Source organism: Leptospira langatensis (genome assembly GCF_004770615.1).
Classification (GTDB): Bacteria; Spirochaetota; Leptospiria; order Leptospirales; family Leptospiraceae; genus Leptospira_B; species Leptospira_B langatensis.
In genome coordinates, this window is sequence record NZ_RQER01000011.1 from 401,367 (window position 1) to 427,277 (window position 25,911).

Here is a 25,911-nt window from a genome sequence, read left to right on the forward strand (position 1 = left end):
ATCCGGATTTAGTATATTTGAAAAATAGTAAGTGTAGAGCGCAATACTTCGGATTTTCCTTTTAGATGGAAAAATCGATCACGTCGTCCAATTCTTTGGAATTTCGGACCCTTACCTCATTCTTCTGATACACGACCGAGAAAGGAGGGACACTATGGGTGAGCCAAGTATTTCCTCCGATCACACTATTCCTCCCGATCACTGTGTCCCCGCCTAGGATGGTAGCCCCCGCGTAGATGATCACGTTCTCTTCGATCGTAGGATGACGTTTTATACTAGCAAGACTCTTGTCCACGGACAAGGCCCCTAAGGTTACTCCTTGGTAGATCTTAACATTGTCCGCAATTATGGAGGTTCCTCCGATCACGATCCCTGTTCCATGATCCATGAAGAAGGACTTGCCTATCTTTGCACCCGGATGGATATCGATCCCAGTCTTTTCATGGGCGAACTCACTTAGCATTCTCGGAAAGATAGGAACTTGCAATTTATGTAATACATGGGCGACTCGATGCACTGCGATTGCATAGAAACCCGGGTAGGCAAGAATGACTTCCTTCACGCTTTCGGCGGCAGGATCTCCTTCGAAAGCCGCAATCGCATCCATCCAAACGGAATCATACAGGTTCGGCAGCTCGCTCTGGAATTTGGACAGTACGTCGTTTATATTCAAAGAAGAAGGAGCCGAGTTGCTAGTAAGATAGGGTTGCAGTTTCTTCTTCGCATCGAGTAGGAATCTGGAAATACTGTCCTCTACTTGGGTCTTATCCCGAAAGCTCAGATCGGAAAAAAAGCCTGCGAAAAGAATATCGAACAATTCCCGGATAAAATCTCCGGCAACTTGGCGTCCTCCATAGCTATGAGGATCTTCATTTTGTTTCCTATGGATCGAATCCAAAAAGAGGGAATATCTATCTTCCGATCCTGGGCGGATCAGATTCCCATTCGTTTTTTCTAAATTGCTCAAACTTGGCTTCTCTTTAGTTTCCTGCATTCGGCGCCAGCTTTCTCTTCCGTTATGATGAAAGAATAAATTAGATTCCGAAGTTAGACTGAAAATATTTTAGTATAGTAGATTCAATATTCGCTTAATGAGAGAATTTTCCATCTAAACTCGAATGATATCGAGGTTTACTGCCCATTTTGTTTAATTTGCTTATTCCAATGTCTAAGCAGTTGATTTACCTGGATCGCAATTGTCTGTTTTAGTGAAAATTTTGATGTTATGATGAAACTTGTTTTGCCTCACTTTGCTTAAACACCTAAAAGCACAGGAGAGGCCGAATGCAAGAGAAAGAGAAAGGGCCAGATACATTTCGCCCAATAAGTAACGACATACTCGGATCAAAAAAGAATAAGATCCAAAAACATTCATTTTTTCTAATATTCTTGGTCTTGATCCTAGGCTCCGGGAATGGACTTCTTGCGATCGACGGATTGTATTTTAACGCGATCAATGCAAGGTATTCCGGTCTCGCTGGGGCGGGTTACGGTCTGGGAGGTTCTCCCGTAGATGTGGATCTGAATCCGGCCAACCTTTCCCTAACAAAGGGGAAGAAGATCGAATTCGGTTTGGGAGCCTCTCTCATTCAGAACAGATACAAGGATCGATTCGAAGATTCGAATCCGAACCTGAATTATCAAAACGATAAGTCCACGAATGTATTGGGCCCAGGACCATATATCGCTCTTAAACTTCCGGTTACGGATACGATCGATTACGGTATATCTCTTTATGTAGCGGGTGGGGCCTCGGGAGGTGTGGATAAGATCACCCGAAATACTCCCACTGGCCAAACCGTAAATCAATGGGCAGGCACAAATTTACCCGGACCGCTTGGAAATTCCAACCAACTCAAGGAATCCAATTCCAATACGTTTGCAGTGGTAAAGCTCGTGAACGGATTCTCGGTAAAATTAGGGGATCTCGCGTTGGGAGCAAGTGTAGAGGCAGTCTACGGTTCCCAAAAATTAAACCAGAAATATTACGATATTACCGGGAATATAGAGATCCCAGGACAAGGATATTATTACCAAAGCTCTAAGAACGCATTTGCGTTAGGCGGAATATTAGGAGCGAATTATACCTTCAGCGATTGGTTCCGATTGGGGTATGCGTATCAGGCTCATGTGGGGATTCCTTTGAACGGAGGATATAATGTAGGCGTCAATAATTCCAAGTACTATCACGAGACTGGAGTATCCTATACGTTCAATCTGCCTGAGAAACATACCCTTGGATTCGCCTTCGGTCCGGAGAATCTGAAATTCGCTTTGGATCTAGTGTATACGAATTACGGTTCTTATCTTAGGAAAGCAAATCAAACCCTGCAAGATCCATGGCTACCGACTCCTCTCGGAAACACAGGCTCTGCGGATGCACACTTGAATTTCAGGGACCAATGGGCCGCTATCCTCGGCATAGAATACAAGCCTAGTTCTTCTTGGGTACTTCGAACCGGATACGCGTATAATTCTCCGATGGTAAAAAGCAATGCGTTAGGCGGAACTACGGGTGGATTCTTCTCTCTTACCGATCTGGTCTCCGCAGGATTTAGTTACTTGTTCGACAAATGGAGCTTAGATCTTGCTCTTTCTTATAATATTCCGCGCAAAACGATAGAAGGTGGAAAGGGAACGGATTGGGATCTATCTCATTCGGTGGGAGTAGTGGGGAATGCGAATTTGACCGGTTATTCCTATAATTCCCAGGCGAGGATCCCTTCCTTCAATATAGGGGCTACTAGATCCTTCGATTAGGAAACTGGAAGGAAGCGCTAGGAATACTCCTAGCGCAGGACCTTACATAAGATCCTAAGATCGGGAAGTAAGTTTTTCTCCAGGGGAAAAGGTTACTTTCCGGTTTTCGTTTTTTCCAAGAGGCTTAGTAAACTAGGTTTTTCAACTGTTGGAATACTGAGCCTGAATGTGCCCTCAAATACAAGGCATAACCGCTTGTAGCCAAACTAATGGCAAGGGGTAGCATCCTGAAAAATGCGTTTTTCGCAAACGAGAATAGGATGAAAGCCGGAAAGACTCCCACGATCGGTATCGTTGATCCTATTAACAAGAAGGAGTAAAACAACCAGAAGGAAGGCATTTCTTGTTCTTTTGGCTGGCTACCACCTCTGAATTTCAGGGGCTTTTGCGGTTGTGCTCTTGGATGAGTCACGACAGTCATACTTGGCGATTTCATTCGGTACTTTTGGTCCGATTTATGCGTACTATCCATACCATTAGCTTACGCCTTTAGAGAAGAAGGAGCAAGACCCAAATTCCTTTTTAGAAAAAAAGAACACAAACCGATTCGATCCAAAAAATGAAATCGATCGGAATTAAAAGAAATCGAATGAAAAACGTTTTTAAGTCTAATTAAATAGGGAAGAATCTGAATTATGTTCGAGTATCTTTCGATAACGTGAGTTTTCGATTTCAGTCGATCCCGTTACTCGAAAACACTTTCGGTTTATATAATTCGATTATCATTTTTGTTCCCTTATTCAATTCGCTTTCGACGGAGATCCTTCCGTCCAAAGCTTCTATTTGGGACTTGGTCAAGAATAGTCCTACACCCTTTGCATCCGGATGTCTGTGAAACGTTTTATGAAGTCCAAAAAGTTTACTTTGGTATTTCTTCAGATCGATCCCGAGCCCATTGTCCTCTACAATCAAGTAGGCTTGCCCCTCTGAGATCTGTGACTGGATGTAGATCTTTGGAGTACGATCTGGGGATCTATATTTAATCGAATTGGATAGAAGATTTAGAAGGATACTTTCCATATAGACCTTATCATATTGCCATTCCTCCAAAGCGGAAAAATCGAAACGAACTTCCGCATGTGTCTCCAGGATCTGTCCTTCTAAGATCTTAAGGATCTTATCCAAAACGGATCGGAATTTGACAGTTTCGATCTTTCGATTATTGCCCTCTTGGATGCGAAGCACTTCTACGAGGCTATTTAATGTTTCTTGCAAGTAGTTTACGGAAACCTTGAATTTCCCCACCAAGGAAAGGATATCTTCCTGGGATTTGGATTCTTCTATCAATTCTACAAGTGAGATCAGATTGCTCGTCGGAGCTCTTAGGTTGTGAGAAGTGATATGCGCATAGTTTAGGAGCTGAGCATTTTTTCTGCTCAATTGTTCCGTGAGAGCTTCCAGTTGTCTTTTGGTCTCTTCTAATCTTTCCTGGTATTCCACCGATCCAGAAACATCGGTCCCTATTCCTAAGAATCCTGTGATCTCCGAGTTTTGTCCTCTCACTGCAGTCAGTACCAGATGCATCGGAAAGAGGGATCCGTCCTTTCTCTTGTATCTCCAGACTCTTGAGTCGTAAGTGCTTCTTTTAGCGATCTCGCTGTAGGTATCGAAACCCCTGATCTCTGTTCCAAGAGAGTTGGAGAGCTCCTTGCTTCTTTTTAAAGTGTCCTCTAAGTCATGAAGATATTCGGTGGTGTACTGTCCTACAATCTCTTCTGCCTTGTATCCGAATAGATTCTCGGCGCCCCTGCTGAACAGTTGGATCATCCCATTCGGATCCGTACGAATGATGGAAACATGAGTGGCGGAGTCCAAGATCTGTCTCATCTCATAATTGATCGCAAGTAGGGATTCCTCTGCCTTTTTCTTTTCCGTGATATCCTCTATTTGAGAAACGAAGTATAGGAATTTACCGAATTGGTCCCTTACGATAGACACGCTTAGATTGATCCAGATCGTCTCTCCGTTCTTATGGAAATATCTCTTTTCTATCTTATAGGAATCGATATCACCTTCGAGCATAGCCTGCACTCTATTCAGGTCCTTGGAGAGATCATCGGGATGTGTGATGTCCTGAAAGGTTTTGGTGAATAATTCCTCTTCGGTATAACCCAACATCTCACAGAGCTTACGATTTACCTTCAGCCATTTTCCTTTGTCGGAAACTAGTGCCATTCCGATCCCGCTATTCTCAAAGGCACCGATAAATGTTCGTTCGCTCTGTGAGAGGCTGTTCTCTATCTTCTTTCCCATTTCCTGAGCGGAACGAACGCGAGTGATGTCCTGGAATAAAAAGATCAGATTATATTCCTTGCGGGAAGGAATAGGTTTGATTCCCACCTTAAAGTAGAGAGGGGTTTTGCCCGGGACAGTGATCCTAAGTTCTTCCGTTCGGAAGAGGATCCCTTTCTTTGCTTCTTGGATTGCGTTTGCAAATTCAGATGCATGTTCCGGATCTATAACGGAGATGAGATCATGGAAAGAAGAGTTCTTTTCGTTCAATCCGATGCGTTCTATGAGTTCGGAAGGAGGGTGTATCTCCTCTTCTCCCTGTCTCCATTCCCAAGAGTAGATATCGAATAATTCGGAAACGAATTCCAAGGCTTTGGTTTCGTAAGAAAGAGAGGATAATTGTATATCGCCTAAGTTCTCATTTCGATCTTGCATGGTGTAAGAGGGAGAATATCCTTATTGGACGGGGAAAATCACTTGCGAATCGGCTTCCTTGAAGATTCTAACTTAGAAACCTGAGTGTCAAGAGGAAACAAAAAGTTCTTTCTGTATTCTATACTTGGGATTACATTCTTCCTCATGCCTAATTCTCCACTTTTGACGAAGATCCACGATGTTCCTGGTGGTCGCATCTTGCAGATCATTATGAATCGACCCGAAGTCCATAATGCAGTGAATAAGGAAATGGCGGATCTATTTCTGGAAACCTGGAAGAATTTCCGGGAGGATCCTTCCTTGACTGTTGCCGTTCTGCATGGAGCAGGAGATAAATCTTTTTCCGCGGGAGCAGATCTGACTGCTTTGGATCTACTCGCCGGTCTCTACACAAGCGATGTGGAGAAGAAGGATTACGCGAAGAAGGATCCTGGACCAATGGGAGGCACTCGGATCGTTCAAAAGAAGCCGGTGATCACTGTCTCTCATGGCTACACGTACGCGGGAGGTTTGGAATTGTTCTGTCACGGGCATATTCGCATTGCGGAACCCCAAGCGATCTTCTCCGTTGCTTGTAGAAGATGGGGAGTTCCTCTCGTTGATGGAGGAACAGTATATCTTCCCCGCTTGATCGGATGGGGAGGAGCCTTGCCTATGATCATCACCGGACAGAGGATCCGAGCCGAAAGGGCCTACCAATTAGGACTCGTTTGGGAAATGACGAAAAAAGGGAAGGGACTTGAAAGAGCCATGTCGTATGCTACCCAAATTTGCAGACAACCTAAGGATGCTATGCTTGCGGATCTTTCTTCCGTGATAGATGGTTGGGATCTGCCGGTATCGGAGGCTCTCGTTCTGGAGGCGGAGAATACTTATCCTGTGATGGATAGCCAAAGTACCAAGGACGGAGTGAAACGGTTTTTAGAAGGGGATCGTTTCTGGTTTCGTTGATACGAATAGCCTTTTAAAGGGTTATTCGTATCAAAAGTATATTCGATTTTTATAATCTCCAGTGAGAAGGTCTTCCTATATTATGATATCTTCCGGCGGGCACAAAGAACGGATTATGAGTTCTTGTCCCTCCCGAGGATTGATAACCGGGATATCCGCCATACTGTCTGTATCGGTTATTGTAATAACCTCCGTAATTATATCCGCAGTTGTAACATCCGGATCGATTGTATCCTCTATATCCGGAATCCATGCTCGCACAGTTCAGGTTGGCTAAAAACATCAGCCCAAAGAGTAGCGCCGTGTAGAAAACCTTACTAATTAGATCTTTCATGATCGGAACCTTCTTATCTATAAATTATGACCTAACCAAGGTTCCGTCCGGTTTCTGGAATTGTATCGTTTGTTCCTGCAACGGCTTAGCCTAACTTAAAACCATTGCTTATAAAAAAGAAAATGCTAGACCTATAGTTGAATCTTTTACGGCTGTTCGGAGAGGCTTTTATGCAAACCAAGAAAGTAATTCTAATTATCCTCGTAGCTCTATCTTCTTTGTGGACTTACAACTGTAACGCATATGATGATCTATACGGGAACGGAAAGAATAAGAACGATAAGAATAAGAAAGACGAATGTACCGGATCCGCATTGCTGTATGCAAGTTGCGCTCAGGCGAATCCGAGCACTGCAATGACAACTTGTTATCAAGAATATGTACTCGCTGCCGCATATTGTGGAGGTGGGGGCGCCTATGGAGGCGGTGGAGGAGGGGGATATTAGATTTTTCTTAAATTTCCTTTTGATTATTTGCCGACGAAGTCGTTTCGTCGGCTTTTCTTTTTAGAATAAGAAGCTTACCTCAGGAGTTGGAGTCGAGGATCGGCACCTTCCATTCTTTCAGATTCGTTAATACAAAATTCAAAAGAGTTTCCTGAGCTTTCCTCGAATCTTCCTTCGGATCGATCGCCTTGCCGAATTTCATGTGGATCGTATTCTTTCTGGAAAGAGTTCCTAGATCCTTCATCAATTTCCCATTTTGCCAAAAATCGGTTTTGATCGCGAATGGGACTACTTGCACTCCTGCTCTCGCAGCTAGCTTAACTGCAATTGAGTTGAATTCTGCCGGATTGAAGCTGATCGTTCTTGTGCTCTGCGGGAATACTACGATAGATACGCCTTTTTTTAAGAGCGCAACTCCTTCTTCCAATACTTTTACGAGATCTTCTCTAGGATTTTCCCTTCCTACTGCGATCGGATCCCTTGTCCTCATGATCGGACCGAAGAAATTCCCTTTAATTAAACTTTCCTTAACTACATAGGTCACTCTTCTGTGAGGAACGAGAAAATAAGGGAATACGAATGTTTCAAGAACGCTCATATGATTTCCCGCAAAGATTACGGGGCCCTTTGGGGAGATCACGTTCTCAATTCCTTCGATCTGGAATTTTCCTCCGCAACCTTCCATCAGTTCCAAGATACCACCGGATAATTCGATCCATCTTGGATCGAAGAAGGTCCCGGCCAGCGCATCCTTTCTTCCTCTTATGATCTGGCGGAAGTAACCGTATAAGAAAGTGAGATCGCTACCTAAAAGAAGTTTATCTAACAACCATCTTTTGCGATGGGGCGGAGTAAGATAACGTAGGGTTACTCCTTCTCTTAATTCTATCGGAGAACCTAATTCTTCTTTTGTGAGATCGTAGATGCCTGTTTTTAAGGCGGAGTCCGGAATTTTTACGGGAGGAGTTTTGATTTTATCGTGTATGGATTCGGTTAGGCTCACTCTTGCGTTCCTCTCCCCGGTCGGGGGAATCAGACGAACATCATAATTACCCCCGATTTCTTTTCCAGCGAATTAAAGAATTTTCATTCGATTGTAAACTTGAGAATTCACAGCCGCAAGGATTTATGCCTCCCAAGAAACCGATAGATATCGGTGTTCGGTAAAAAATCCGGATTCGAAGCTTCGGATCTTCTCTTCTTCCCTTAAGGTCAGGTCGATATCGTCCCAACCGTTTCGGATCCGATCCACAGATCCTTGCTCCAAGTAGAAGGAAAAGTTTTGCTCATCCGATCTTACTTGGAGAGTGTCCAGATCCACAGTAAGAGTCTTACCGGGATGTTTTTGGACTTCTTCCTGGATTTTTTTGATCTCTTCTTCCTTTAGTCGAACTAAAGCGATCCCGTTCTTTGCAGCGTTGATGGAAAAGATATCTGCAAAGGAAACGGATAGGATCGCACGGATCCCGAAATCGGCTAAGGCCCAAGGAGCGTGCTCTCTACTCGATCCGCATCCGAAGTTTTCTCCTACGATTAGAATGCTCGCGTTCTGAAAAGGCCCCTGGTTCAAAACGAATTCAGGATTTTGAATATTCCCTTCCACATCCTTGTATCTCCAATCGTGGAATAGATGTTTTCCAAAACCATTTCTTTCGATCTTTTTCATGAATTGTTTGGGAAGGATCTGGTCCGTATCGATATCCGCTCTAGGAATGGATGCGATCACTCCTTCGTGTATTGTCCAAGTTTTAGGGTTCATGCTAATTTCCTCACGTCCGTAAATTTGCCGAAGACCGCAGCGGCCACTGCCATCGTAGGACTAACTAAGTGAGTTCGTCCTCCGCGTCCTTGTCTTCCTTCGAAATTCCGATTGGATGTAGAAGCACATCTTTCTCCGGGAAGTAATACATCATCGTTCATTCCCAAGCAAAGAGAGCAGCCGGGTTCTCTCCACTCGAAGCCAGCTTCCAAAAAGATCTTATCCAATCCTTCCGATTCCGCCTGACGTTTTACCGCTCCCGAACCCGGGACTACGAGTGCTAGTACCTTAGGATGCACCTTTCTTCCTTTGGCGACTTCGGCTGCGGCTCTCAAGTCTTCTATTCTGGAATTGGTGCAAGAGCCTATGAATACCTTATCGATATGGATCTCGGAAAGAGGAGTTCCCGGTTTTAGATCCATATATTCTAACGCTCTCCATCCGGTTTCTTTTTTGATACTATCTTCGAATCTGTCCGGATCGGGAACGACCGAATCGATAGACAAACTTTGGGCCGGGTTCGTTCCCCAAGTTACCTGAGGTTCTATTTTAGAAATATCGAATTCGATTTCCTTGTCAAAAACGGCATCCGGATCGGAGAAGAATGTCTCCCAGTATTCTACTGCTTTCTGGAACTCTTCTCCTTTGGGACTTAGCCTTCTTCCTTTCAAATAATCGAATGTGATCCGGTCGGGAGCGATCAGTCCTGCTCTCGCACCGGCTTCAATGCTCATATTGCAAAGGGTCATTCTTCCTTCCATGGAAAGCGAACTGATCCAAGATCCTGAGTATTCCAAAACGTATCCCTGTCCTCCGGCAGTCCCTATCTTCGTAATGAGTGCCAAGACAACATCCTTAGCAGTGATCCCATAGGCAGGCTCTCCTATGAAACGGACTAGCATAGACCTTACTTTAGATTGTTTTAATGTTTGAGTGGCAAGTACATGCTCCACTTCACTTGTTCCTATCCCGAATGCCAATGTCCCGAAGGCGCCTTGGGTGGCTGTATGAGAATCCCCGCATACCAAGACGCCTCCGGGAACCGGAAAGCCAAGCTCCGGTCCAAGAACATGCACAATCCCTTGTTCCGGATCTTCCGGTCCGAATAAACGAAGACCGAATTGTTCACAGTTCTTTTCCATGGTCTCAATCTGCAATTTGGAGATCGGACCCGCGGCTCCCTTATCCTTTCTGTTCCGAGTGGAAACATTATGATCTACCACTCCGAAGGTAAGATCCGGTCTTCGGATCCTTCTTCCTTTCTCCCTTAAGCCGGCAAATGCCTGAGCGGAAGTCACCTCATGCAGGATATGTCTATCCACATAGAGAAGGTCCTCCTTCTCCGAACGGGAAACCTTTCGGCTCTCCCAGATCTTATCGTATAAAGTCTTGCCCATAAAAACCCCTTGTCAAATAGGCTAACAAAGATTTTAATATAATGCAAATAAATAGGATTAATATAATATATAACTAAAAGTTATAAGTAGGAATGCCATGGAATTCAGACAGATCCGTTATTTCTTGGAGATCTCGGAGGCAGGCACCTTCCAGAGGGCCGCTTCTCGATTGGGACTGACCCAGCCTGCCTTATCCAGGCAGATCTCTCTTTTGGAAACGGAACTTGGGGTCAGGGTCTTAGAGAGAGGGGGAAAGGGAGTTCGACTGACGCATGAGGGAGAGATCTTTTATCAATACTCCCAGCAAATGAAGGAACTCTGGGACAGAATGCAGGAAGACCTTTCGGGGGATAAGGAATTGAAGGGTCATTATTCTATTTCCGCAGGGGGAACCGTATCCGCTTGGATCCTTCCACCTATCTTGAAGGAGATCCTACAAAAAAGGCCCAAGCTTTCCCTTTCCGTGAGAGAAGGAGATGCCCAGGAAACCAAGGATGCTGTCCTAAAAGGAGAAGCGGACCTGGGAATCTTGACTGGACCGATCTCCGAGCCCGGATTGACTTCCTTAGAATTCTTGTCGGATAGGATCTTTCCTGTTGCTTCTAAGGATCATCCCATCTTCTCCAAAAAGAAGATCAGGGCCGAAGATCTATTCAAAGAGTCTTTCGTACTATTTCATCCTGCCTCCGCATTGAGAAAGGCAGTGGAAAAGAAGATCAAATCCTTTGCAAAGGAGATCCGGCCTAAGATCGGAATGGAGCTTAGGAGTGTAGAATCTGTGATCCGTTCTTTAGAAGAGGGACTTGGGATCGGCTTCTTGTCTGAATATTCGATCACACCCAAACTCAGGAAAATACAGCTCGAAGATTGGATCACTGAAAGAAAGTTCTATTTATGTTATAAGAAGAAGATCCGAAGCGGAGTATCCCTTCTTGCAGAAGAGATCTATTCGTATGGAAGAAAAGGAATATGACCCGCTAAAAGAGAATCGCTGGCGGTTTTTGTGGAATGAGAGAATTTCCTTCCGGCTTTAGACCGGAGGGAAATTCCTTGGTTGCTACAAGCGACTTTAACGGATCCCTGCCTTCTTTAAGAAGTCTAGAACCGTTGCTTCCACTTTTGGTTTATCTGAATGGACATGCGTAGAGGTAAGAACATGGCTTCCCTCTTCGATCGCGACTTTTGTGTTCAAGGGATTCGGATGTTCCCCGCCGATCTTGGAGAATGCGTCTAACATCGCGGTTACACTAGCAGTCTTGTCCTGGTGGTCCTTGTCCTTATAATAATATACTAATAGAGTAGGGCTGGTGATCTTTGGGAACGGATCTTGGGCGAGAACGAATTTGGTCGCCTCGCTTACGTTTTTAACTGCTGCCAGATACTGATCCTTGTACCAATACTCGTAATAATGCTCTCCTATCCCGTCGTCCGGTTTCTTGGGAGGGGATTTTCGGATCTTCCCTTGGATCGTTTCACCGAGTGCGGTCCCTCCTGGATAGAAGAAAAGCCTGCCAAGAGGAACAGAGAAATCGTAAAACGGGGAATATAGGACGAGAACCCTGACCTTATCCGGATACTTCGAAGCAAGATAGGTAGAGATCAACCCGCCCATACTGGTACCCATTAGAATAGTATGATTTCCTAATTTGTCCATCATCAGGAAGGTCTCTTCGGCCACTCTTAGATATTCTGTGAAAGGAGTGTCTCTATGATCCTCGTTATTTGTGCCATGGCCAGGAAGACGCAGATAATAGGTATTCGCCTTCAATTTGGAGGCGATCTGGTCCACAGTTGCTTCTCCTTCTGCGCGGGAAGCTCCGAAACCGTGAATGTAAAGGATTGCATTTTCCGTTTTACCCGGAGAGAAACGGATCAATTTCTCTTCGGAACCGACCCTTCCTTTCTTGGATTTGGTTTCTTCTAATTTTAACTTATAGAAGGAATTGAAGTCTTGGTTCAGGTCGATGCTGGAATGGAATTCGTATTTGGGAAAGGTAGCGTAATAGATACCTACGTAGAGAACTACGATCAGTCCGAGACCGATCCCAATTCTTTGTAATATTTTCTTCATCCGATATGCTCTCCAGTCGCTTCCGTTCTTAGAAAGAAGCGACCAAAAGACATTCTATTCCTTGCGAATTCTGCGCAAGGATTTTTGTTTAATAGGCGAGTGTGAATCTCTTTCCCAAATGTTTAGGATTCTCTACCTCGTTTAGCATCGCATCCGCGAAATCGTCCACAGAGATCTTGCTATTTCCTTCGGAGTCTTTGACAAGTTCTTCGGTTCCCAAACGGTATTTGCCTGCCTTCTCGCCCGGATAGATATAAGCTGCGGGGCTTAGGTAGGTCCAATGAGTAAACTTGGAATTGCGCATGAATTGGAGTGCGTTCCTATGAACGAGAGCAACTTCTTTGTATTCTTCCGGAAAGCTGGGAGCATCTACTAGATCCAGATTCGGAGCGACTTTCAAACTTCCCGCGCCTCCCACAAAATAGACTTTAGTATCACCGGCTGCATGAGTTCCTTCTAAGAGAGAAGAAATGATGGCAGGGACTTTAGATATCTCTTCTTTTCCTGGACCATGAGCACTGATCACCGCATCGGCTCCCTTGGCTAGCTCAGTTACGAATTTTGTATCCAGGATATCTCCGGATTTCTTCGTTAGATTCTTATCTTCTTGTGCAAGTTTGGAAATATTGCGAGAAACCGCGACCACCTCATGGCCTCTGGAAAGTGCGTCTGCCACGATCCTATGCCCGATCATCCCTGTTGCTCCGAATACTACGATTTTCATTCTATTCTCCCGAATGTTCTTAAGCCAGGCTTACTTGTAACATTTAAAATTACAAGTTAAATTTGAGAGAGGGAAACAAAGAATCCTTCTGAAATTCTAAGCTCTTTTCTTTTTATCCGAATCCAGATTGTACAAAACGTCGGACAGATTGAACTCTGCCAATTTGGCCTCTAGGGCAGATTGTGCCTCTTGGAAGATTCCTGTGAGTGCGGTCTGGATCTTCTTTCCCACGGGACATTTTGGGTTCGGTTTATCATGAATGGAGAAGAGGGGCCCTTCGGATTCCACCGCCTTGTAGATCTGGATGAGTCGGATCTCTTCGGGAGGCTTGGCTAATTTGGCCCCAGGGACACCTTGCTTGGATTGGATGAGGCCTGCTCTTTTTAGTTTCCCCATAAGACTTCTGACTACCACGGGATTCGTGCCTATGCTATCCGCCATGACCTGAGAAGAACTCGCTTCTTCTCCGTCCTTTTCGATCAAGGATAGAATATGGATGGCTATGGGGTATCTACTCGGGATAGACATTGGATCGTCCTATTCGTAAGCGTACTGCAATCTTTGGTTTCCGCCAATCATATTTTAAGACGGTCGGAAACCTAAATCTGGCTCAGGATCCGTAGCAAAAAATAAGTCAGGCCCCTTGTTTTTCGGTTTTCTCCGATCCAATGGAAAGTTATTTCTGCTCTTTGCTAATCGGTAGGGAGAAATACCTATGTTCAAAAATTATTTCCTTTTGGTGCTTTGCGCTTCGCTTCTATTCGAGTGCGGAAAGAAATTGCCTGTTTCCATGATCACCGCTACTTCCATGGAGAGCGGATTGCCTTTCGATATTTTGGACGGAAAGAGCTGGAGACCGGAAAAAGGAGCGAAATTCGTAAAACTGCATTTTTATCCGGACGAGACCTTCCAACTATCCAAGATAGAAGTTGAATCGTGTAACGGGGAATTTTCGGAACCAATCACCGCCTATATTAACTTTGATGAATATAGCCAGGACCTGGAAAAGGGTTCCACCGCTGCAGTCAAGTTCGAGACTCCTCGAAATACTAGATCCGTGACTTTTAATTTCCATAAGAACCAGGACATCTGCATCCAAAAGATCAATTTCTACGATGAGAAGGGTTCCAAGATGAGATGGAAGGGACCCAAGGTGGTGGAAGCAAGTGTGAAGGCTTCCGAAACCGCAAAGCCGAATCTTTCCTATGATGTGATGAATCTCTTCGATTCCAGATATGAGTATGCCTGGGCTTCGGACAAAAGAGGAAAGGGAGTTATATTAGATTTTTCTTTTAAAGAAAAACAGAAGATCACTTCAATCAAGATCTGGAACGGCTACCAAAGGTCCGATAGGCATTGCCAAACGAACGGAAGATTGAAGACAGCCACTCTTACCGGAGACGGAGGATATTCCGAAAAGATCGAAGTACAGGATATCTTAGGTCCTCAGACGATCCATCTTCCGAAGCCTTTCGAAGGAAATAATCTAAGACTGACCGTAGATTCCATTTACGAAGGAAAAGATTATAAGGGACTCGTGATCAGTGAGATCCGTTTCTCCGACGGGGAAGAATGGCTTCTTCCAAATCCTATGGAGCAAGTGCATAAGATCGCTAAACATAATTTCTTCCAGTTTACCGCCGCTGGTGTGACTAATGTTCTCAACTGGAGTTTTGTAGGAAGTGAATTCTACGGAAGTATACCGACTGCTGCGGCAAGCACGGAGCAGCCTCAAACAGGAGAAGCTACTCCTCCCGCTACTGAAGAGAATGCTACAAATCCCGAAGAAGCAAAACCGGAACTTCTTTCTTCGAATTGGACTCTGCGTTTGAGATCCGATGGAAGTCTTTTCTTCGAGGGAAATACTTCTTCAGCGGAAGCGGACGGAGACGGAAAGATCAATAAGACCTTCTTTGCATTAGGAAATTATGAAATTAAGGAAGCCAAGCCTGATGGGCTCAAGCTTAGGATCTTCGGACTCGTGAGAAAGATGAGTGCGAGAGAATATAACGAGGAATACTACGGAGGAGATTGCAATGGCTGCGGAAGGGACTGTAACCGAAGCGATGATCCGGAAAATGGGGAGAAGATCTTCCAAGAGACCATCCGTATCCGTAAATCCGGGGACAAGATCTATGTCCAAAATGAGAATCCTGGTAAAACCTTCGATTTCTCCACTCTAGAACTGATCCAAGAGTAAAATGATAGATCGAAAATCCCAGATCCTCTGTGGCCTGATCCTTTTCCTTCTTTTCAACTGCAAGAAGGAAGGTTCCCAGGAATCCTTCTCCTTGAATCTTGCGGGAAAGAAGGGAGGAGTTCCTGTACGCATCCAATGGCTGTACAAGGGACTTCCCGGTAAAATGGAGATCTATGAGCTGGCCTCTCAAAGGCCGGTCCGTCTTTGGGACACAAGTACTGCGGCAAGAATGGAAGAAGCGCCGGTCTCTTCTTCTATTCCCGATTCCAAACTTGTACTAAGCGCCGGTGAGACTAGAAGATTTGCTTTGGTGTATAAGAACGAAACCAAGGAAAAACTCTATTTCTTTGCTGCTCCTCATGCGGTGGATCCTCCCGAGTTTGGTTTTGGTTTTAAATTCAAATGCCTTTGCGTGAATCATCTATTCCAAGTGGAGCCGGGATCGGTTTGGTATAGGGTAGTGGAGATCCGTACCATGCCGAATTGGGCAAGTGAGGAATTCGATATCACTCATACCTTGGTACGAGTGGATCCGTCTCAGGCAAAGGAATGGGAGAGCCAAAGTGCGCATTCCCATTCGGATGAGTAATTCTATATTATAAAATTAGAATGAAATAGGAGAATAGTATGGCAAGAGATATGTCGAGGGACAGAAACCTTTTCAACTGTCAGGAGGATCATGAGGTCAATTACGTAGCCGGATTGTATCCCGATCATCAGAAGGTTCGTGAATTCTTAAAAGCGAAATGCGCTTCTAAGGAGATCTATCATTCTACTCATGAAAAAGTTTACGAGCTGATCCATAAGGAACTGGGATATCCGGTTCCTCATTGAGCTTAGATCCGATTCGCGGTCTTGTTTCGAGTAGTGGATTTTATTCGGAAATTATTTAGAACAGTAGACCGCTTTGTTTTGTAGAGAGCATTCGTCTTCCGAGCCGTCTGCTCGAGTGTATTTTCCAGGGTTGGAGTTCGAATTGTCCTTGAACTCTGCCTCTAAGGAACTTCCGTCCGAAAAGGTAACAGTTCCTGCGCCTTTCAATACTCCGCCTGAAAAGTTTCCTTGCAGCAAGGTCCCGTTGGAATAGGAGTATGTTCCGGATCCTTCTTTCTGGTCTGCTTGGAAGCTTCCTTCGAACTTATCCCCGTTCTTATATTCGAATTTTCCTCTTCCTTCCCGAAGGCCGTTCTTGAAACCACCAACGTATTTGTCTCCGGTGGAATAGGTATAGGTGCCATTTCCATTCTCACAATCTCCGGCCTCGCATCGGCCATCTTCCGATTCATCTCCCAAGTTCGCGGAGCGGGAAGAAGCGCTTGCTTCTGAGGAAGAGGAATTTCCGGAAGATGCGTCCGAACCGGAGGAATCCTTTGTATCCGAACTAGAGCAATCGAATATTAGAAAAATTGCGAAGAGAAGGATTAGAATGCGAAAGGTAAAACGGAACATGGGAAGGATTTTCCACTGTAAGGAAAGATCCGTCAATCCGATTTCAGCTGAGCAATTCCCGGATCGGCATTCCCTGGCTATTGATAAAATCGGGAAGTCTGTTTCGGATGCCCAAAAATACCAGATAATAGATCTTTCTGAGTATGGGATGGAATAGGATCCTATCTATGAAACGATACTTACTTCTCTTTCTTAAATACAGCCTGAAGAAGAGGCCAGCAATCCAGGATGGCCTCGATTTCGGTCGGGAGATCTGAAAACGAAAGGTCTTTGGATACTTCTTATGGAATTCCTTTGCGAGTCGTTTCGTTTCCAAGAATAAGGGAACGTCTTCTTGGTACAAAAGTTTTCTGCAATTCAAGATCAGTTTGAAAGTCTTGGTCTGGAATCTGGAATCGTAAGGAAGATCTAGCTTCTTAGAGATCCGTTTCATTTCCTCCAAAGAGGAATATGCCTCTTCTCCCAATCGTAAGGATTCGGAAGGAGTTGGATTCAATCTGGAATATACAGCGCGGAAAGGATCAGAGACAGTGATCCTGTCCCAAGTAATATGAAGAAGGGTAGGAATACGAACCCTATGCACATATAGGGTTTGCTTTGCGAAACAAGGATCGTAGAGTAGATCCTCTATTACTTGATCGCTCAATCTTAAAAATCGAATGAACTCGCTCAGATCCTTCTTTCCGTAGAATTTTTGAATACAATCTTCTACAGTCCAGTTCGGTTCCGTGAATAGTTTCAAGGAAACATAGGAATTCAATTCGTTCCAATAAGAAGAACCTTTTAAGAACGTAATATTCTTGAAGGAAGACCAGCCTCCCGTCTGTGTCCAAACGCTGATCCCAGCTAGATTCGCTTTTCCTAATAATTGGTCCCTATAATTCCCGTATTGCCAACCCACGAAACTAGGATATTCTCCGAAGCCTTCATATTCCCTTCTTGCCTGTAATTCCAAGAGTTTCGGTCTTTCATCCGCAAAGAAGAGTGGATTTAAAGCGAGATGACGGAAGAAGTCTCCTTCTCCGTATTTTAACGAAACGATGAGAGACTTGCTTTGGATGCCTTCGAACACTTTTTTATAGGTCTTCGGATTCCAGATCAGGTCCCCAATGCTATACGCGCCCAGGGTCCAGGTCCGAAATATTAAGGTTTTATTATGTTTTTCGAAGACCGGTAGGATCGTTTTTAGGAATTTGTTTGCTTGTTCGGGATCTTTTAGGAGGAGTTTACTTCTAAAATCGCCGGTCACATCCACTCCATCCGATTCACCTATCCTCAGGATGATGCCTGAGATCTCAGGAAAGGAAGTGAAAACATCGTCCAGTCCGCTTTCGAAGAGAGTAGTGATCTTTTCCAGTTCATTCCCGGTCGCCTTGGAGATGGATTCGTTTACGGAAAAGAAATCGCTCGTAAGAAAGATCTTTAGATCTTGGGAGACTGCGATCTTGAATAATTTCTTATATTTCTTCCTGTAAGATCTGATCTTTTCCGCAAGGTTTTGGGGATAGAAAGGATAATTTGCCAGATAACAAAACTCGTCCAAGCTGATCGCATTGAAACCTAATTTAGAAATTCGTTTCGTATATTTGGAAAAGGATTCCCGGACTCGTTTATGTTTCTTCCTGGAAGGAAGGGAGGATTTCTCCAGATGGGACAGAGGAGCCTTGGACCAGTTTTGGGATCTCTTAGAGGACTCTAAGAAGAAGGGAGCCGAACCGTCTACTAAGGTGAGCATGGGATTATTCCGTCTTTTTCTGGTAGCGTAATGTTTCTATACAGGCAGCAAGAAGAATGAACCCTCCTCCCAAGAACTCTTGTTGTCTAGGAACTTCTCCCAGAATAAGCCAAGCAAGGATTGCGGAATATACGGGCTGTACAGTAGAAAGGAGTCCTGCGGTCTTTACCTTCATTCGAAATACCGCTTTGATATAAAAGGTATGTCCGATCGCAGTTAAGAAGACTCCTAAGAGAAGGATCAGACTCCAGTCTCTTATCGTGGAAAACGTAGATTCGAAGAATAAGATCGGACTTAAGGAAAGGCAGGTGACTAACGTCTGATGGAACATGACCTGAGTAGAACCGTGATCTGAAAGATATTTCTTAGTGAGAAGGTTTCGGAATGCCATGCAAAGAGAAGAGACGAGTCCCAATATTACGGCGATCAAATATGAATCGTTTAGATCGAAACTAGGTACAAGGATCCACATCCCGAAGAAAACAAGAAGGGCCATTCCCAAATCCAAGAGCCTGACTCTGGAAGGAAAGAAGAGAGGCTCTAGTAAAACGGTCCATACAGGATGAGTGAACAGTGTCAAAACTGCGATCGCAATATTTCCGGTTTGCGCGGATGCAAAGAAGGTGACCCAATGCGCCGCTAGGACAAGGCCCAATCCGAAAGAGATCGCATTATCTTTCTTAGAAGGAAAGAAGAAGGGACGCTTACGAAGATATAGAAAGCCGCCTAGTAGAATAAATGCAAATAAGGTCCTTCCCCAGTTGATCATGGAAGGGGAGTAAGAAAGAAGTTGCGCGAAGAGAACGTTTCCGCTGATCAGGAGCTGAGAAAGCTGAAATTCGAGATAAGTTCTAAGTCGATTTTCCTGCATCGGCAGGTCCAGTTTAGAATCGGCATACGGCAAGAAAAGGAATTCCTAATATCTGATCTGGAAATTCAAGAGTTTGTAATAATCGAAAAAGAGAAGGATTTAGACGAAAAGATCTCTTTTTCGTCTAAATCCGGCAAAGATAGAGGTGGATCGTTTACGTGAGCAATGCTTCCTGATTTCCCAATCGATTGGCTCTAAAGATACTTCCGAAATCGTTGAATCGGATCCCATATCTCTTCATGGCTGGATGCACGAAGGGTGCAACTGCTTGGCGTAGATAAAAGGGTTGGTTCACGACGAAATGGTGGATGCCATGAGTGCTCCCGAAATTGAAACAGAACAGGTGCAGAGGAAATAAGAACCAACGATTCAATATTTGGGTTTGGTCGTGGAGTCCCTTCACATCTCCGTAATAATGCATATTCGAAGAAACGATCTGAATGCTAGTCTGACGGATCCAATTCGGGATCGTATAAACCACCGCAGCGATATTCAGAAAATGGCGAATAGAATCCAACCAAGCAGGAACTTCTACGGGTTTTCCTAAGAGTTCGTTCCCGATATAGAACAAATTAATAAATAAGAAATTGTACCAAAGATGATAGAAGATCACGAGATAAGGCCAACTGGATCGGGTGATCTCACTTCTCTTGAACTTAGGAGCCTCTCTTCTCAGAATATGAGCCTGGAATAAGAAGGACATATTTCCGTCTAGCATGGTAATGAATCTCTTCCAACCGAATTTCATTCCGTTTCCGATAAGACGCTCTTCGATATCCTCTCTATGACCGGAAACCTTATGATGAAGAGTGTGGATCATTCTTCTATACCAAGGACTGACAGTGTTTCCTCGGAAGATCCAAACGGTCCAGAACATGAGGTTTTGGATCCTGAGATTATCCTTATAGTACAGATTATGGATCAGGTCGTGCTCTATTTCGTGCAAGAGAGAAGCAAGAACTCCGTTTACAACGATGCAGGCCCATGCTGGTATGATGCCTGCGATGTATAGACCGGCGAAGAGGATCATTCCGGAAGCGGAACCCAGAGTGATTCCAAGACCCAAAGCGTCCTGGTGTTTTAAGAATCCGAATTTTTGGCGCAATTTCTTGTCGCGTAAGCGGATCCATTTCATGATCCGTTTACTCTTCTCTTTAGAAGAAAGTCTTTGGTAAAGTTTGGTTGGAACCTGACTCGTCTGTCTTTCTGCAATGGCGATCATCGGTTTCCTCCGTTTGTTTTCAGATACCATATCTTACGGAAGATTTCGGTATCCGTCGTCCCAATTGATCGAATGCCACCCGCTTACTTGTCTCATTCTATAAACATCTACTCTGGGACTCGAGGCGAGGTCGATCGGTTAGATATCAAACTGGTTCGCTGCCTCTGAATTGAGAAGGTGTCTTGCCTGTATGTTTTTGAAATGCCCTATGGAAGGAGGATTTGGTTGCAAATCCGACTGCGAACGCGATATCCAAGACAGAACGATCCGGTTCCTTTTGGAGAAGTTCACAAGCCTCTTTGATCCTATAATCGTTTACGAATGCGGAGAAGTTGATCCCGAGTTCCTGGTTGATCAACTCCGATACTTGGTGGGTAGAAAGTGCCAGCTCGTCGGCAAGATCAGCCAGACTTAGCTCCTCGTCCCGATAGAGTTTGTCTCTCTCCATGAGCTGTTTTAGATTTTCGCGAAGCGCGTTTCGGTCCACTCCGAGAAGAAGAGAACGTGTATATTTCTGTCTCGCAGCCTCGCTCACTTCTTGCAAGGTTTGGAAGAATGCGGGCCGTTTATGCCCGATCAGATAGGCGAGGCAAAGGCTGAGTCCCATCATGGCTGAGCAACCCAATAGGGAAAGAGGGGATTTAGAGGCTAAGAAGAAGGCTCCGAATGCCATGTTCGCGAAGGTGGCAATCACCATGAATAGAAGGATCCTTGCGGTCCATTCTTCTTGTAGGATCTCCCACCGGAATAGATCCCAGCTTCCCCAAATGATAAGCCAGATATAAAACCCGAGGTTAAGAAGAGGAAGCAGAAGAAGGATCTCCCCCTCATTCCAACCGGTCTGGGTCATGAAGAGAGTGATCTTATCCACCATATAAGAAACAGGAAGAATAGAGATCGCAGCTAAATACACGATCCAAACCAATATGGGCAAAACCAGATGCTTATTGGAAAGTCCTAAGAAACCGTTCTTGTCGGAGTCTTGGTCCTGGCTCACTCTGTGGATCCCAAATAAAATCGGTCCTGTAGAAGCGATGAGAGGCAACTCCGCCAGGGAAATCCTGGGAAATTCCCTGTATTCGCCAGAAACTAGGAGCAGAAAGCAAGCCTGCAATAAGCCCATTTGGAAGAAAAGAAGTGCTAGTAATCGGTTCAGGGAAGTCTTCTTCTCCATGACCAATTGCCCAAGGGACATTAGGATCCCCAGAGCCGCTCCGAACTGAGTGATCCCCCAGAAGATCAGGAACCAGGGGTTTGCGTTGTCGTAACTTTGACTCAGGAGTCCGGGATTGGGCATGGCAGGGAGATTTCAGGAGCAAAATCCCTCTGTCAAGAATTCCCTTGGGTGCTTCCTGGAGAAGAGAAAGGGAAATTTTCTGTAGTATCTTCGACAGCCAGTTCCCTCTCCCTTTCTGATAGAACAAAATCTAGAATAAATTATATATATCAAATGTTCCATAAAAAGATCTGGGTGATCTAAAATTCTATTCTAAAAATCAAAAGAGAAGATCTTAAAAAGATCCCTTTCGTCCCAGGTCCCAAAAGATAGATTGAGACTTTTTTGGGACCAGAGGAATCGTTGGATAACAATTGTTATCTTAAGAGTGACTCTCCGAGGGACCGGAACTTTTTTGGAACCTTCCCCGATTTTTTTCGTAATCCCTTAGAAATATAAGCCTGATATAAGAATACTTTATGTAGCGATCGCTATGCTGTGCCTACCTTCTGGAAACAGGGTGGGGCGAGCTAAAAAGATGATCAGAAAACAAATCTATATTCTATTGGCGTTTTGTTTGGCCTTGGGCTGCCAACCTCATGACGATAAAACTTCAGCGGATACGTTTTCGGATAATATCAATTACAATGGAGTTCGTTTATTTAATATCTTTGATGATTATCATTCCATAAAAGCCGGCTTCAATAGCCTGCAACCTATTTACTTCAACGATAGACTCGAGTCCTCTATGACTATTCCATATAGAGAGGATATCGTGGGCTTCTTAAGGGTCTCCGGAGACCTTCTACTAAAACCGCAAGCCCATGTTCGCCAGTCTTTGGTCCGAGTTCATTCTCTCTTGGATCGTGTGGATAACGCTCCCAACTCAGCATTCGATACTCTACAACCTTGGCTAGAAAGATTGAGAGTGTACGACAAACCTGTTTTAAGGAACCTTTCCCCCATCAGTCAGGACGCCTTAAAATATATGTATGCGACCTATTCCAAGGACGCGATGAAGACCAAGTTCGAGGAACTTTCTTCTATATTAAAAGATCCTGAAATTAAAGTACTGTTCACTGAGCTGGAAGACGTTTTAGACAAGGGGATCAACCAGAACTCGAATGCAAGAAATGCGATCAACGGTCTACTGCAGGGAATGGTGGACCCTAGTATGATCGCAGACAGAGTGATGAAGGAGAAGATCATACAACTCATCTCCGCCGTCGGAAAATCCTTCCGCCAAAGAGCAGGTTTCAGCGACGCTAAGTCTTCCGAGACTGTCTTAAAGAACCTGGTTGTTAATTTAGAAAAATATTATACGAATGGCGGAGAGATCTACTCGGATCCTGCCTTTGCGGATTATAGGGACGCTACTTATCCTACCGAGTTCGCTACCGTTCTTACGGAAGCTTTCCGTTATCTTCGACCGATGCTTGGAAGAGGAGGGAATTTCACTTCGGATCCGAATGTGATCCTCTCTCTGGAGATGGCTAAGAATTTTGCTAAGTTCGATTTTGCTTCCGCTGTGTCAGGCGTAGACTTCTCCTTAAGGGAATTGATCCGTTTGGATTCTTTGGGAAGAGACCGTGTAAACGATACAAGTAGTAGTCCGATCACCGCCTTAGAATCCCTTATGTTCATCCTGACCTTGTCGGATACCTACGGATTTCGTTGGGAGAATCCCGCGGACACTTCTATGATGAGACTGGAACCGAACGGCTCCGGGAACGGCGGTCCTATGACTGGTGGAGTTCTGACTGTAGGGGATAGTATTTATTCTCTTGGTTCGGCCATGACCGGAAGTCTTGGGATCAAGTCCTTCATGAGCCAAAGTTCTGCGGATGGGGCCGTTTTTAAGAATGCGGATCCAAGCACTCCTACTGCTCTTTCTATCGGGATCAATACTCCTACTCTTACTCTTTTAGAAGCTCCCGATCCGAGCATTATTCCTGCGGCAAGCGATCCTGTTTATACTAAGACGATTCCGTTTATTATGAAACTGATCCGCACCGTCCTTATCTCCGGAGGCGGCCCTTACTATAATAAGAATCGTACCGATTCGAACGGAAATATCTACACGATCGATGGGAAATTGTATAGGGATTCTAACGGAACAGACCTGATCTATCAGGATAGTTGGAACAGTTCCGAGTTCAGGATCAAGGTCTCTAATACTTCTAACGGAGCCTGCAATAGCACAAGCCTTTGTAAATGGGTAGGCCCTGGAGGAAGAGAGACAAACGCGAATTATGCGAATAACTCATTTACGCAAGTAGCTTCCGGCGCGAACGCTTCCGGTACTAAGGGTTGGAGCATTCCTGTTTGGGAGATCGCTAAGGACAATGCGGCGGAAAGAGCACTCAATTCCGACGAAGAAGTAATCTATAAGAATTTCCAATGGCTATTGCATGAGAAGAGAATGGTGGCCGTGATTCCACTCAGGGCTTCTTTAGGCTCCGGGGTTCCGTATAAGATGGCGGCTTACGTGACTCTGATCGCGAACGGTCTCACTGGTCTTATGAACGCGGTCCCTATTCTTCAGGACGGAAGCAATTGCACGGATAAGATCAATGGGATCTGGAGACTAAAGAATACATACTTAAAGCCCGGATGTGCTTCTTCTACCCAACCGAATTTCAGACAACCAGGGATCCCAGTTTTGCAAGAAAATTACTCCGATATTCCAGGGGACAGTATGTTCTATCTGGAAGCTTGGGATTACGGTACCTCGGGCAGTGGTTCTCTGACCTTCAATAGTTTGGGAGATGCATCCGTTTACAGTATCTTCTATCCTCCCACTTCTTCTTATGGTGTGATCCCTCAATCTATTGCTGCGAATTTTGGAGTCATGGAAAGACTTTCCTTTCTCACCGATAGCAAGGTGCTTCCTTCCGGAGCGAATGTATCTTATGGAGTCTCCGTAGAAGATGCTTGGGGTCAGAGAAACAAACTTCTTCCTTTGATCCTTTCTTTGGCTTGGACTTTGGACGACCAAGCAAGTGCTAGCTTGAACAAGAATCCATTCCAGATATTGACCGGTTTAAGTGCCGCTTTGACCAGACCGCTTCTGGCTCGGATCACGGATACGGAAACCGGTTCCGGAAATCGCCAGATCGACGTCGTGAAGATCATCAACTCGGATTCTGCGGTGAGAAGTAACTCTGCAGGTCCTGACGAGTATTATTTCCGTTATCTAGATCCTATCACTAACAAGCCTGTTCGTTCTCCTCTATCCATTCTCGCAGAGAATGATAGAAGATACCAAGACGGTCTGCTCAATCTAATGTCTCGCACGGATCTTCTTTCTACCTTTGTGCAAATGCTTGCAGAGATGGGAAAACCGGAAAGAGCGAGCGGTGCGCTTCTTACATTCCAATCCATTGCGGATCTACTGGGAGAAGTCAAACTCGCGAACGAAAGTCCAACCGCGATCCAATACAATTTAGAAGCATATCTGGGAGAAGTTCGGGATATGCTAGCTGTATTTCCGGATTCTCGCGTCTCAAATATCTACGATCCGGAATGGGACCGATTGGGAAACTGGGCCGTGCGTATCCGGGATTATTTCGACCCGAGTTCCGTTTATAGTCTGATCCCGACTATCGACTTCTCCATGGACATGATCATAGATAATGTCCCAACGACTGCACAGTTGTCTTCTATCCTGGATCTTTTAGGAAGCATCCTGAGAGATGGGAGCACGAATACTCAAGATTACTTAATTACGACTTTATTAAGTGTGGATACTGCCGATCTTGCCTCCGTTTCCGCTCCGAATGCGAGAAGCGTGGTAGGAGTTCTTATGGGGATCGTTAAGAGCGGGGAATTCTATTCCTATCTGGAAGCGGACATGAAGACTCCTTATTCCATTAAGGCGATCTTCAGCGATACTAAGAGACTCTTAATGTCGAAAATGATCCAGACAACGAAAGAAGATAATACTTCCTTAATATATACCGCAGGTGTGCTTATGGGGATATTTGCCGACCTAACGGAAACAGGTAAGAAGGAGTTTCCGGACGGTTTTGTTTTTTACGACAGGTTTAATAAAGATGAAAATTCGGACACCTACTGGGATAGGTTCGTCACGATTTTTACCCGGTGAG

22 protein-coding genes are annotated in these 25,911 nt (G+C 44.8%); 8 read left to right on the forward strand and 14 right to left on the reverse strand.

From position 1 onward, the window contains the following. Positions 1–61: 61 nt before the first annotated feature. Positions 62–994 carry a serine O-acetyltransferase EpsC gene (epsC, locus tag EHO57_RS17890; protein ID WP_135642390.1) on the reverse strand — a complete coding sequence of 311 codons (933 nt, stop codon included), beginning with the start codon at positions 992–994 and terminating at the stop codon, positions 62–64. A 290-nt stretch (positions 995–1,284) separates the two neighbouring features. Here epsC and EHO57_RS17895 point away from each other — a divergent pair, with 290 nt between their 5' ends. Then, positions 1,285–2,760 carry an OmpP1/FadL family transporter gene (locus tag EHO57_RS17895; protein WP_135642392.1) on the forward strand — a complete coding sequence of 492 codons (1,476 nt, stop codon included), beginning with the start codon at positions 1,285–1,287 and terminating at the stop codon, positions 2,758–2,760. A gap of 672 nt (positions 2,761–3,432) precedes the next feature. On the opposite strand, the gene EHO57_RS17905 is transcribed toward EHO57_RS17895, so the two are convergent. Continuing rightward, positions 3,433–5,427, reverse strand: coding sequence for a sensor histidine kinase (locus EHO57_RS17905; protein ID WP_135642396.1), 1,995 nt, complete (start codon positions 5,425–5,427; stop codon positions 3,433–3,435). 144 nt (positions 5,428–5,571) lie between these two features. Between EHO57_RS17905 and EHO57_RS17910 the strand changes: the two genes are divergently transcribed. Beyond that, positions 5,572–6,378: an enoyl-CoA hydratase-related protein gene (locus EHO57_RS17910; protein WP_135642398.1), complete on the forward strand. Its 807-nt coding sequence runs from the start codon at positions 5,572–5,574 to the stop codon at positions 6,376–6,378. Positions 6,379–6,427: 49 nt separating this feature from the next. Here EHO57_RS17910 and EHO57_RS17915 read toward each other — a convergent pair whose 3' ends face one another. Next, entirely contained in the window at positions 6,428–6,712 is a 285-nt protein-coding gene (locus EHO57_RS17915; RefSeq protein ID WP_135642400.1) for a hypothetical protein, read from the reverse strand. Between the two features lie 170 nt (positions 6,713–6,882). Between EHO57_RS17915 and EHO57_RS17920 the strand changes: the two genes are divergently transcribed. After that, the gene (locus tag EHO57_RS17920) at positions 6,883–7,158 is read left to right on the forward strand and encodes a hypothetical protein (RefSeq protein ID WP_135642402.1); all 276 of its coding nucleotides are present in this window, start codon (positions 6,883–6,885) and stop codon (positions 7,156–7,158) included. Between the two features lie 79 nt (positions 7,159–7,237). Here the strand turns inward: EHO57_RS17920 and EHO57_RS17925 are convergent, their stop codons facing one another. The 3 genes from EHO57_RS17925 to leuC form a co-directional block, all read right to left on the reverse strand. Beyond that, positions 7,238–8,161 (reverse strand): lysophospholipid acyltransferase family protein, encoded by a 924-nt coding sequence (locus EHO57_RS17925; RefSeq protein ID WP_210409996.1) that lies wholly within the window; start codon positions 8,159–8,161, stop codon positions 7,238–7,240. 123 nt (positions 8,162–8,284) lie between these two features. Further along, positions 8,285–8,917: a 3-isopropylmalate dehydratase small subunit gene (leuD, locus tag EHO57_RS17930; RefSeq protein ID WP_135642406.1), complete on the reverse strand. Its 633-nt coding sequence runs from the start codon at positions 8,915–8,917 to the stop codon at positions 8,285–8,287. Continuing rightward, positions 8,914–10,314 carry a 3-isopropylmalate dehydratase large subunit gene (leuC, locus tag EHO57_RS17935; protein WP_135642408.1) on the reverse strand — a complete coding sequence of 467 codons (1,401 nt, stop codon included), beginning with the start codon at positions 10,312–10,314 and terminating at the stop codon, positions 8,914–8,916. The genes leuD and leuC overlap by 4 nt, the downstream gene beginning before the upstream one ends. Before the next feature lie 97 nt (positions 10,315–10,411). Between leuC and EHO57_RS17940 the strand changes: the two genes are divergently transcribed. Further along, positions 10,412–11,287, forward strand: coding sequence for a LysR family transcriptional regulator (locus EHO57_RS17940; RefSeq protein ID WP_135642411.1), 876 nt, complete (start codon positions 10,412–10,414; stop codon positions 11,285–11,287). 96 nt (positions 11,288–11,383) lie between these two features. Here EHO57_RS17940 and EHO57_RS17945 read toward each other — a convergent pair whose 3' ends face one another. The 3 genes from EHO57_RS17945 to EHO57_RS17955 all read right to left on the reverse strand — a co-directional run bounded on the left by EHO57_RS17945 (position 11,384) and on the right by EHO57_RS17955 (position 13,637). Continuing rightward, the gene (locus EHO57_RS17945) at positions 11,384–12,385 is read right to left on the reverse strand and encodes an alpha/beta hydrolase (RefSeq protein WP_135642413.1); all 1,002 of its coding nucleotides are present in this window, start codon (positions 12,383–12,385) and stop codon (positions 11,384–11,386) included. 88 nt (positions 12,386–12,473) lie between these two features. Continuing rightward, positions 12,474–13,109, reverse strand: a complete 636-nt coding sequence (locus tag EHO57_RS17950; protein ID WP_135642415.1) for an NAD(P)-dependent oxidoreductase — start codon at positions 13,107–13,109, stop codon at positions 12,474–12,476. Positions 13,110–13,205: 96 nt separating this feature from the next. Continuing rightward, positions 13,206–13,637, reverse strand: a complete 432-nt coding sequence (locus EHO57_RS17955; RefSeq protein WP_135642417.1) for an Rrf2 family transcriptional regulator — start codon at positions 13,635–13,637, stop codon at positions 13,206–13,208. A 187-nt stretch (positions 13,638–13,824) separates the two neighbouring features. On the opposite strand from EHO57_RS17955, the gene EHO57_RS17960 reads away from it, so the two are divergent. Genes EHO57_RS17960 through EHO57_RS17970 form a run of 3 tightly spaced genes read left to right on the forward strand, consistent with a single transcriptional unit; the run spans position 13,825 to position 16,143 of the window. Next, positions 13,825–15,309: an NADase-type glycan-binding domain-containing protein gene (locus EHO57_RS17960; RefSeq protein ID WP_135642419.1), complete on the forward strand. Its 1,485-nt coding sequence runs from the start codon at positions 13,825–13,827 to the stop codon at positions 15,307–15,309. Position 15,310: 1 nt separating this feature from the next. Next, positions 15,311–15,898, forward strand: coding sequence for an LIC11469 family lipoprotein adhesin Lsa20 (gene lsa20 / locus EHO57_RS17965; protein WP_135642421.1), 588 nt, complete (start codon positions 15,311–15,313; stop codon positions 15,896–15,898). Between the two features lie 38 nt (positions 15,899–15,936). Beyond that, on the forward strand, positions 15,937–16,143 hold the full coding sequence (locus EHO57_RS17970; protein ID WP_246050788.1) for a hypothetical protein: 207 nt from the start codon (positions 15,937–15,939) through the stop codon (positions 16,141–16,143). A gap of 51 nt (positions 16,144–16,194) precedes the next feature. Here the strand turns inward: EHO57_RS17970 and EHO57_RS17975 are convergent, their stop codons facing one another. The 5 genes from EHO57_RS17975 to EHO57_RS17995 all read right to left on the reverse strand — a co-directional run bounded on the left by EHO57_RS17975 (position 16,195) and on the right by EHO57_RS17995 (position 21,883). Continuing rightward, positions 16,195–16,758 (reverse strand): MORN repeat-containing protein, encoded by a 564-nt coding sequence (locus EHO57_RS17975; RefSeq protein WP_135642423.1) that lies wholly within the window; start codon positions 16,756–16,758, stop codon positions 16,195–16,197. A gap of 43 nt (positions 16,759–16,801) precedes the next feature. Further along, positions 16,802–18,493, reverse strand: a complete 1,692-nt coding sequence (locus EHO57_RS17980) for a glycosyl hydrolase family 67 (RefSeq protein ID WP_135642425.1) — start codon at positions 18,491–18,493, stop codon at positions 16,802–16,804. A gap of 4 nt (positions 18,494–18,497) precedes the next feature. Beyond that, positions 18,498–19,397: a DMT family transporter gene (locus EHO57_RS17985; protein WP_246050789.1), complete on the reverse strand. Its 900-nt coding sequence runs from the start codon at positions 19,395–19,397 to the stop codon at positions 18,498–18,500. A gap of 121 nt (positions 19,398–19,518) precedes the next feature. Next, complete coding sequence (locus EHO57_RS17990; RefSeq protein ID WP_135642427.1) at positions 19,519–20,586, reverse strand: fatty acid desaturase; 1,068 nt, start codon at positions 20,584–20,586, stop codon at positions 19,519–19,521. A 145-nt stretch (positions 20,587–20,731) separates the two neighbouring features. Beyond that, positions 20,732–21,883 carry a helix-turn-helix domain-containing protein gene (locus EHO57_RS17995; protein ID WP_135642429.1) on the reverse strand — a complete coding sequence of 384 codons (1,152 nt, stop codon included), beginning with the start codon at positions 21,881–21,883 and terminating at the stop codon, positions 20,732–20,734. 457 nt (positions 21,884–22,340) lie between these two features. Here EHO57_RS17995 and EHO57_RS18000 point away from each other — a divergent pair, with 457 nt between their 5' ends. Beyond that, entirely contained in the window at positions 22,341–25,910 is a 3,570-nt protein-coding gene (locus EHO57_RS18000; RefSeq protein ID WP_135642431.1) for a hypothetical protein, read from the forward strand. The last annotated feature ends 1 nt before the right edge of the window (position 25,911 follow it).

Excerpts from the sequence above, each read along its gene's own strand:
- leuC (WP_135642408.1), bottom strand. The coding sequence starts at position 10,314 with ATGGGCAAGACTTTATACGATAAGATCTGGGAGAGCCGAAAGGTTTCC.
- EHO57_RS17910 (WP_135642398.1), top strand. The coding sequence starts at position 5,572 with ATGCCTAATTCTCCACTTTTGACGAAGATCCACGATGTTCCTGGTGGT.
- leuD (WP_135642406.1), bottom strand. The coding sequence starts at position 8,917 with ATGAACCCTAAAACTTGGACAATACACGAAGGAGTGATCGCATCCATT.
- EHO57_RS17975 (WP_135642423.1), bottom strand. The coding sequence starts at position 16,758 with ATGTTCCGTTTTACCTTTCGCATTCTAATCCTTCTCTTCGCAATTTTT.
- EHO57_RS17960 (WP_135642419.1), top strand. The coding sequence starts at position 13,825 with ATGTTCAAAAATTATTTCCTTTTGGTGCTTTGCGCTTCGCTTCTATTC.
- EHO57_RS17980 (WP_135642425.1), bottom strand. The coding sequence starts at position 18,493 with ATGCTCACCTTAGTAGACGGTTCGGCTCCCTTCTTCTTAGAGTCCTCT.
- EHO57_RS17990 (WP_135642427.1), bottom strand. The coding sequence starts at position 20,586 with ATGATCGCCATTGCAGAAAGACAGACGAGTCAGGTTCCAACCAAACTT.
- EHO57_RS17920 (WP_135642402.1), top strand. The coding sequence starts at position 6,883 with ATGCAAACCAAGAAAGTAATTCTAATTATCCTCGTAGCTCTATCTTCT.
- EHO57_RS17940 (WP_135642411.1), top strand. The coding sequence starts at position 10,412 with ATGGAATTCAGACAGATCCGTTATTTCTTGGAGATCTCGGAGGCAGGC.
- EHO57_RS17995 (WP_135642429.1), bottom strand. The coding sequence starts at position 21,883 with ATGCCCAATCCCGGACTCCTGAGTCAAAGTTACGACAACGCAAACCCC.
- lsa20 (WP_135642421.1), top strand. The coding sequence starts at position 15,311 with ATGATAGATCGAAAATCCCAGATCCTCTGTGGCCTGATCCTTTTCCTT.
- epsC (WP_135642390.1), bottom strand. The coding sequence starts at position 994 with ATGCAGGAAACTAAAGAGAAGCCAAGTTTGAGCAATTTAGAAAAAACG.
- EHO57_RS17955 (WP_135642417.1), bottom strand. The coding sequence starts at position 13,637 with ATGTCTATCCCGAGTAGATACCCCATAGCCATCCATATTCTATCCTTG.
- EHO57_RS18000 (WP_135642431.1), top strand. The coding sequence starts at position 22,341 with ATGATCAGAAAACAAATCTATATTCTATTGGCGTTTTGTTTGGCCTTG.
- EHO57_RS17905 (WP_135642396.1), bottom strand. The coding sequence starts at position 5,427 with ATGCAAGATCGAAATGAGAACTTAGGCGATATACAATTATCCTCTCTT.
- EHO57_RS17895 (WP_135642392.1), top strand. The coding sequence starts at position 1,285 with ATGCAAGAGAAAGAGAAAGGGCCAGATACATTTCGCCCAATAAGTAAC.
- EHO57_RS17970 (WP_246050788.1), top strand. The coding sequence starts at position 15,937 with ATGGCAAGAGATATGTCGAGGGACAGAAACCTTTTCAACTGTCAGGAG.
- EHO57_RS17950 (WP_135642415.1), bottom strand. The coding sequence starts at position 13,109 with ATGAAAATCGTAGTATTCGGAGCAACAGGGATGATCGGGCATAGGATC.
- EHO57_RS17945 (WP_135642413.1), bottom strand. The coding sequence starts at position 12,385 with ATGAAGAAAATATTACAAAGAATTGGGATCGGTCTCGGACTGATCGTA.
- EHO57_RS17915 (WP_135642400.1), bottom strand. The coding sequence starts at position 6,712 with ATGAAAGATCTAATTAGTAAGGTTTTCTACACGGCGCTACTCTTTGGG.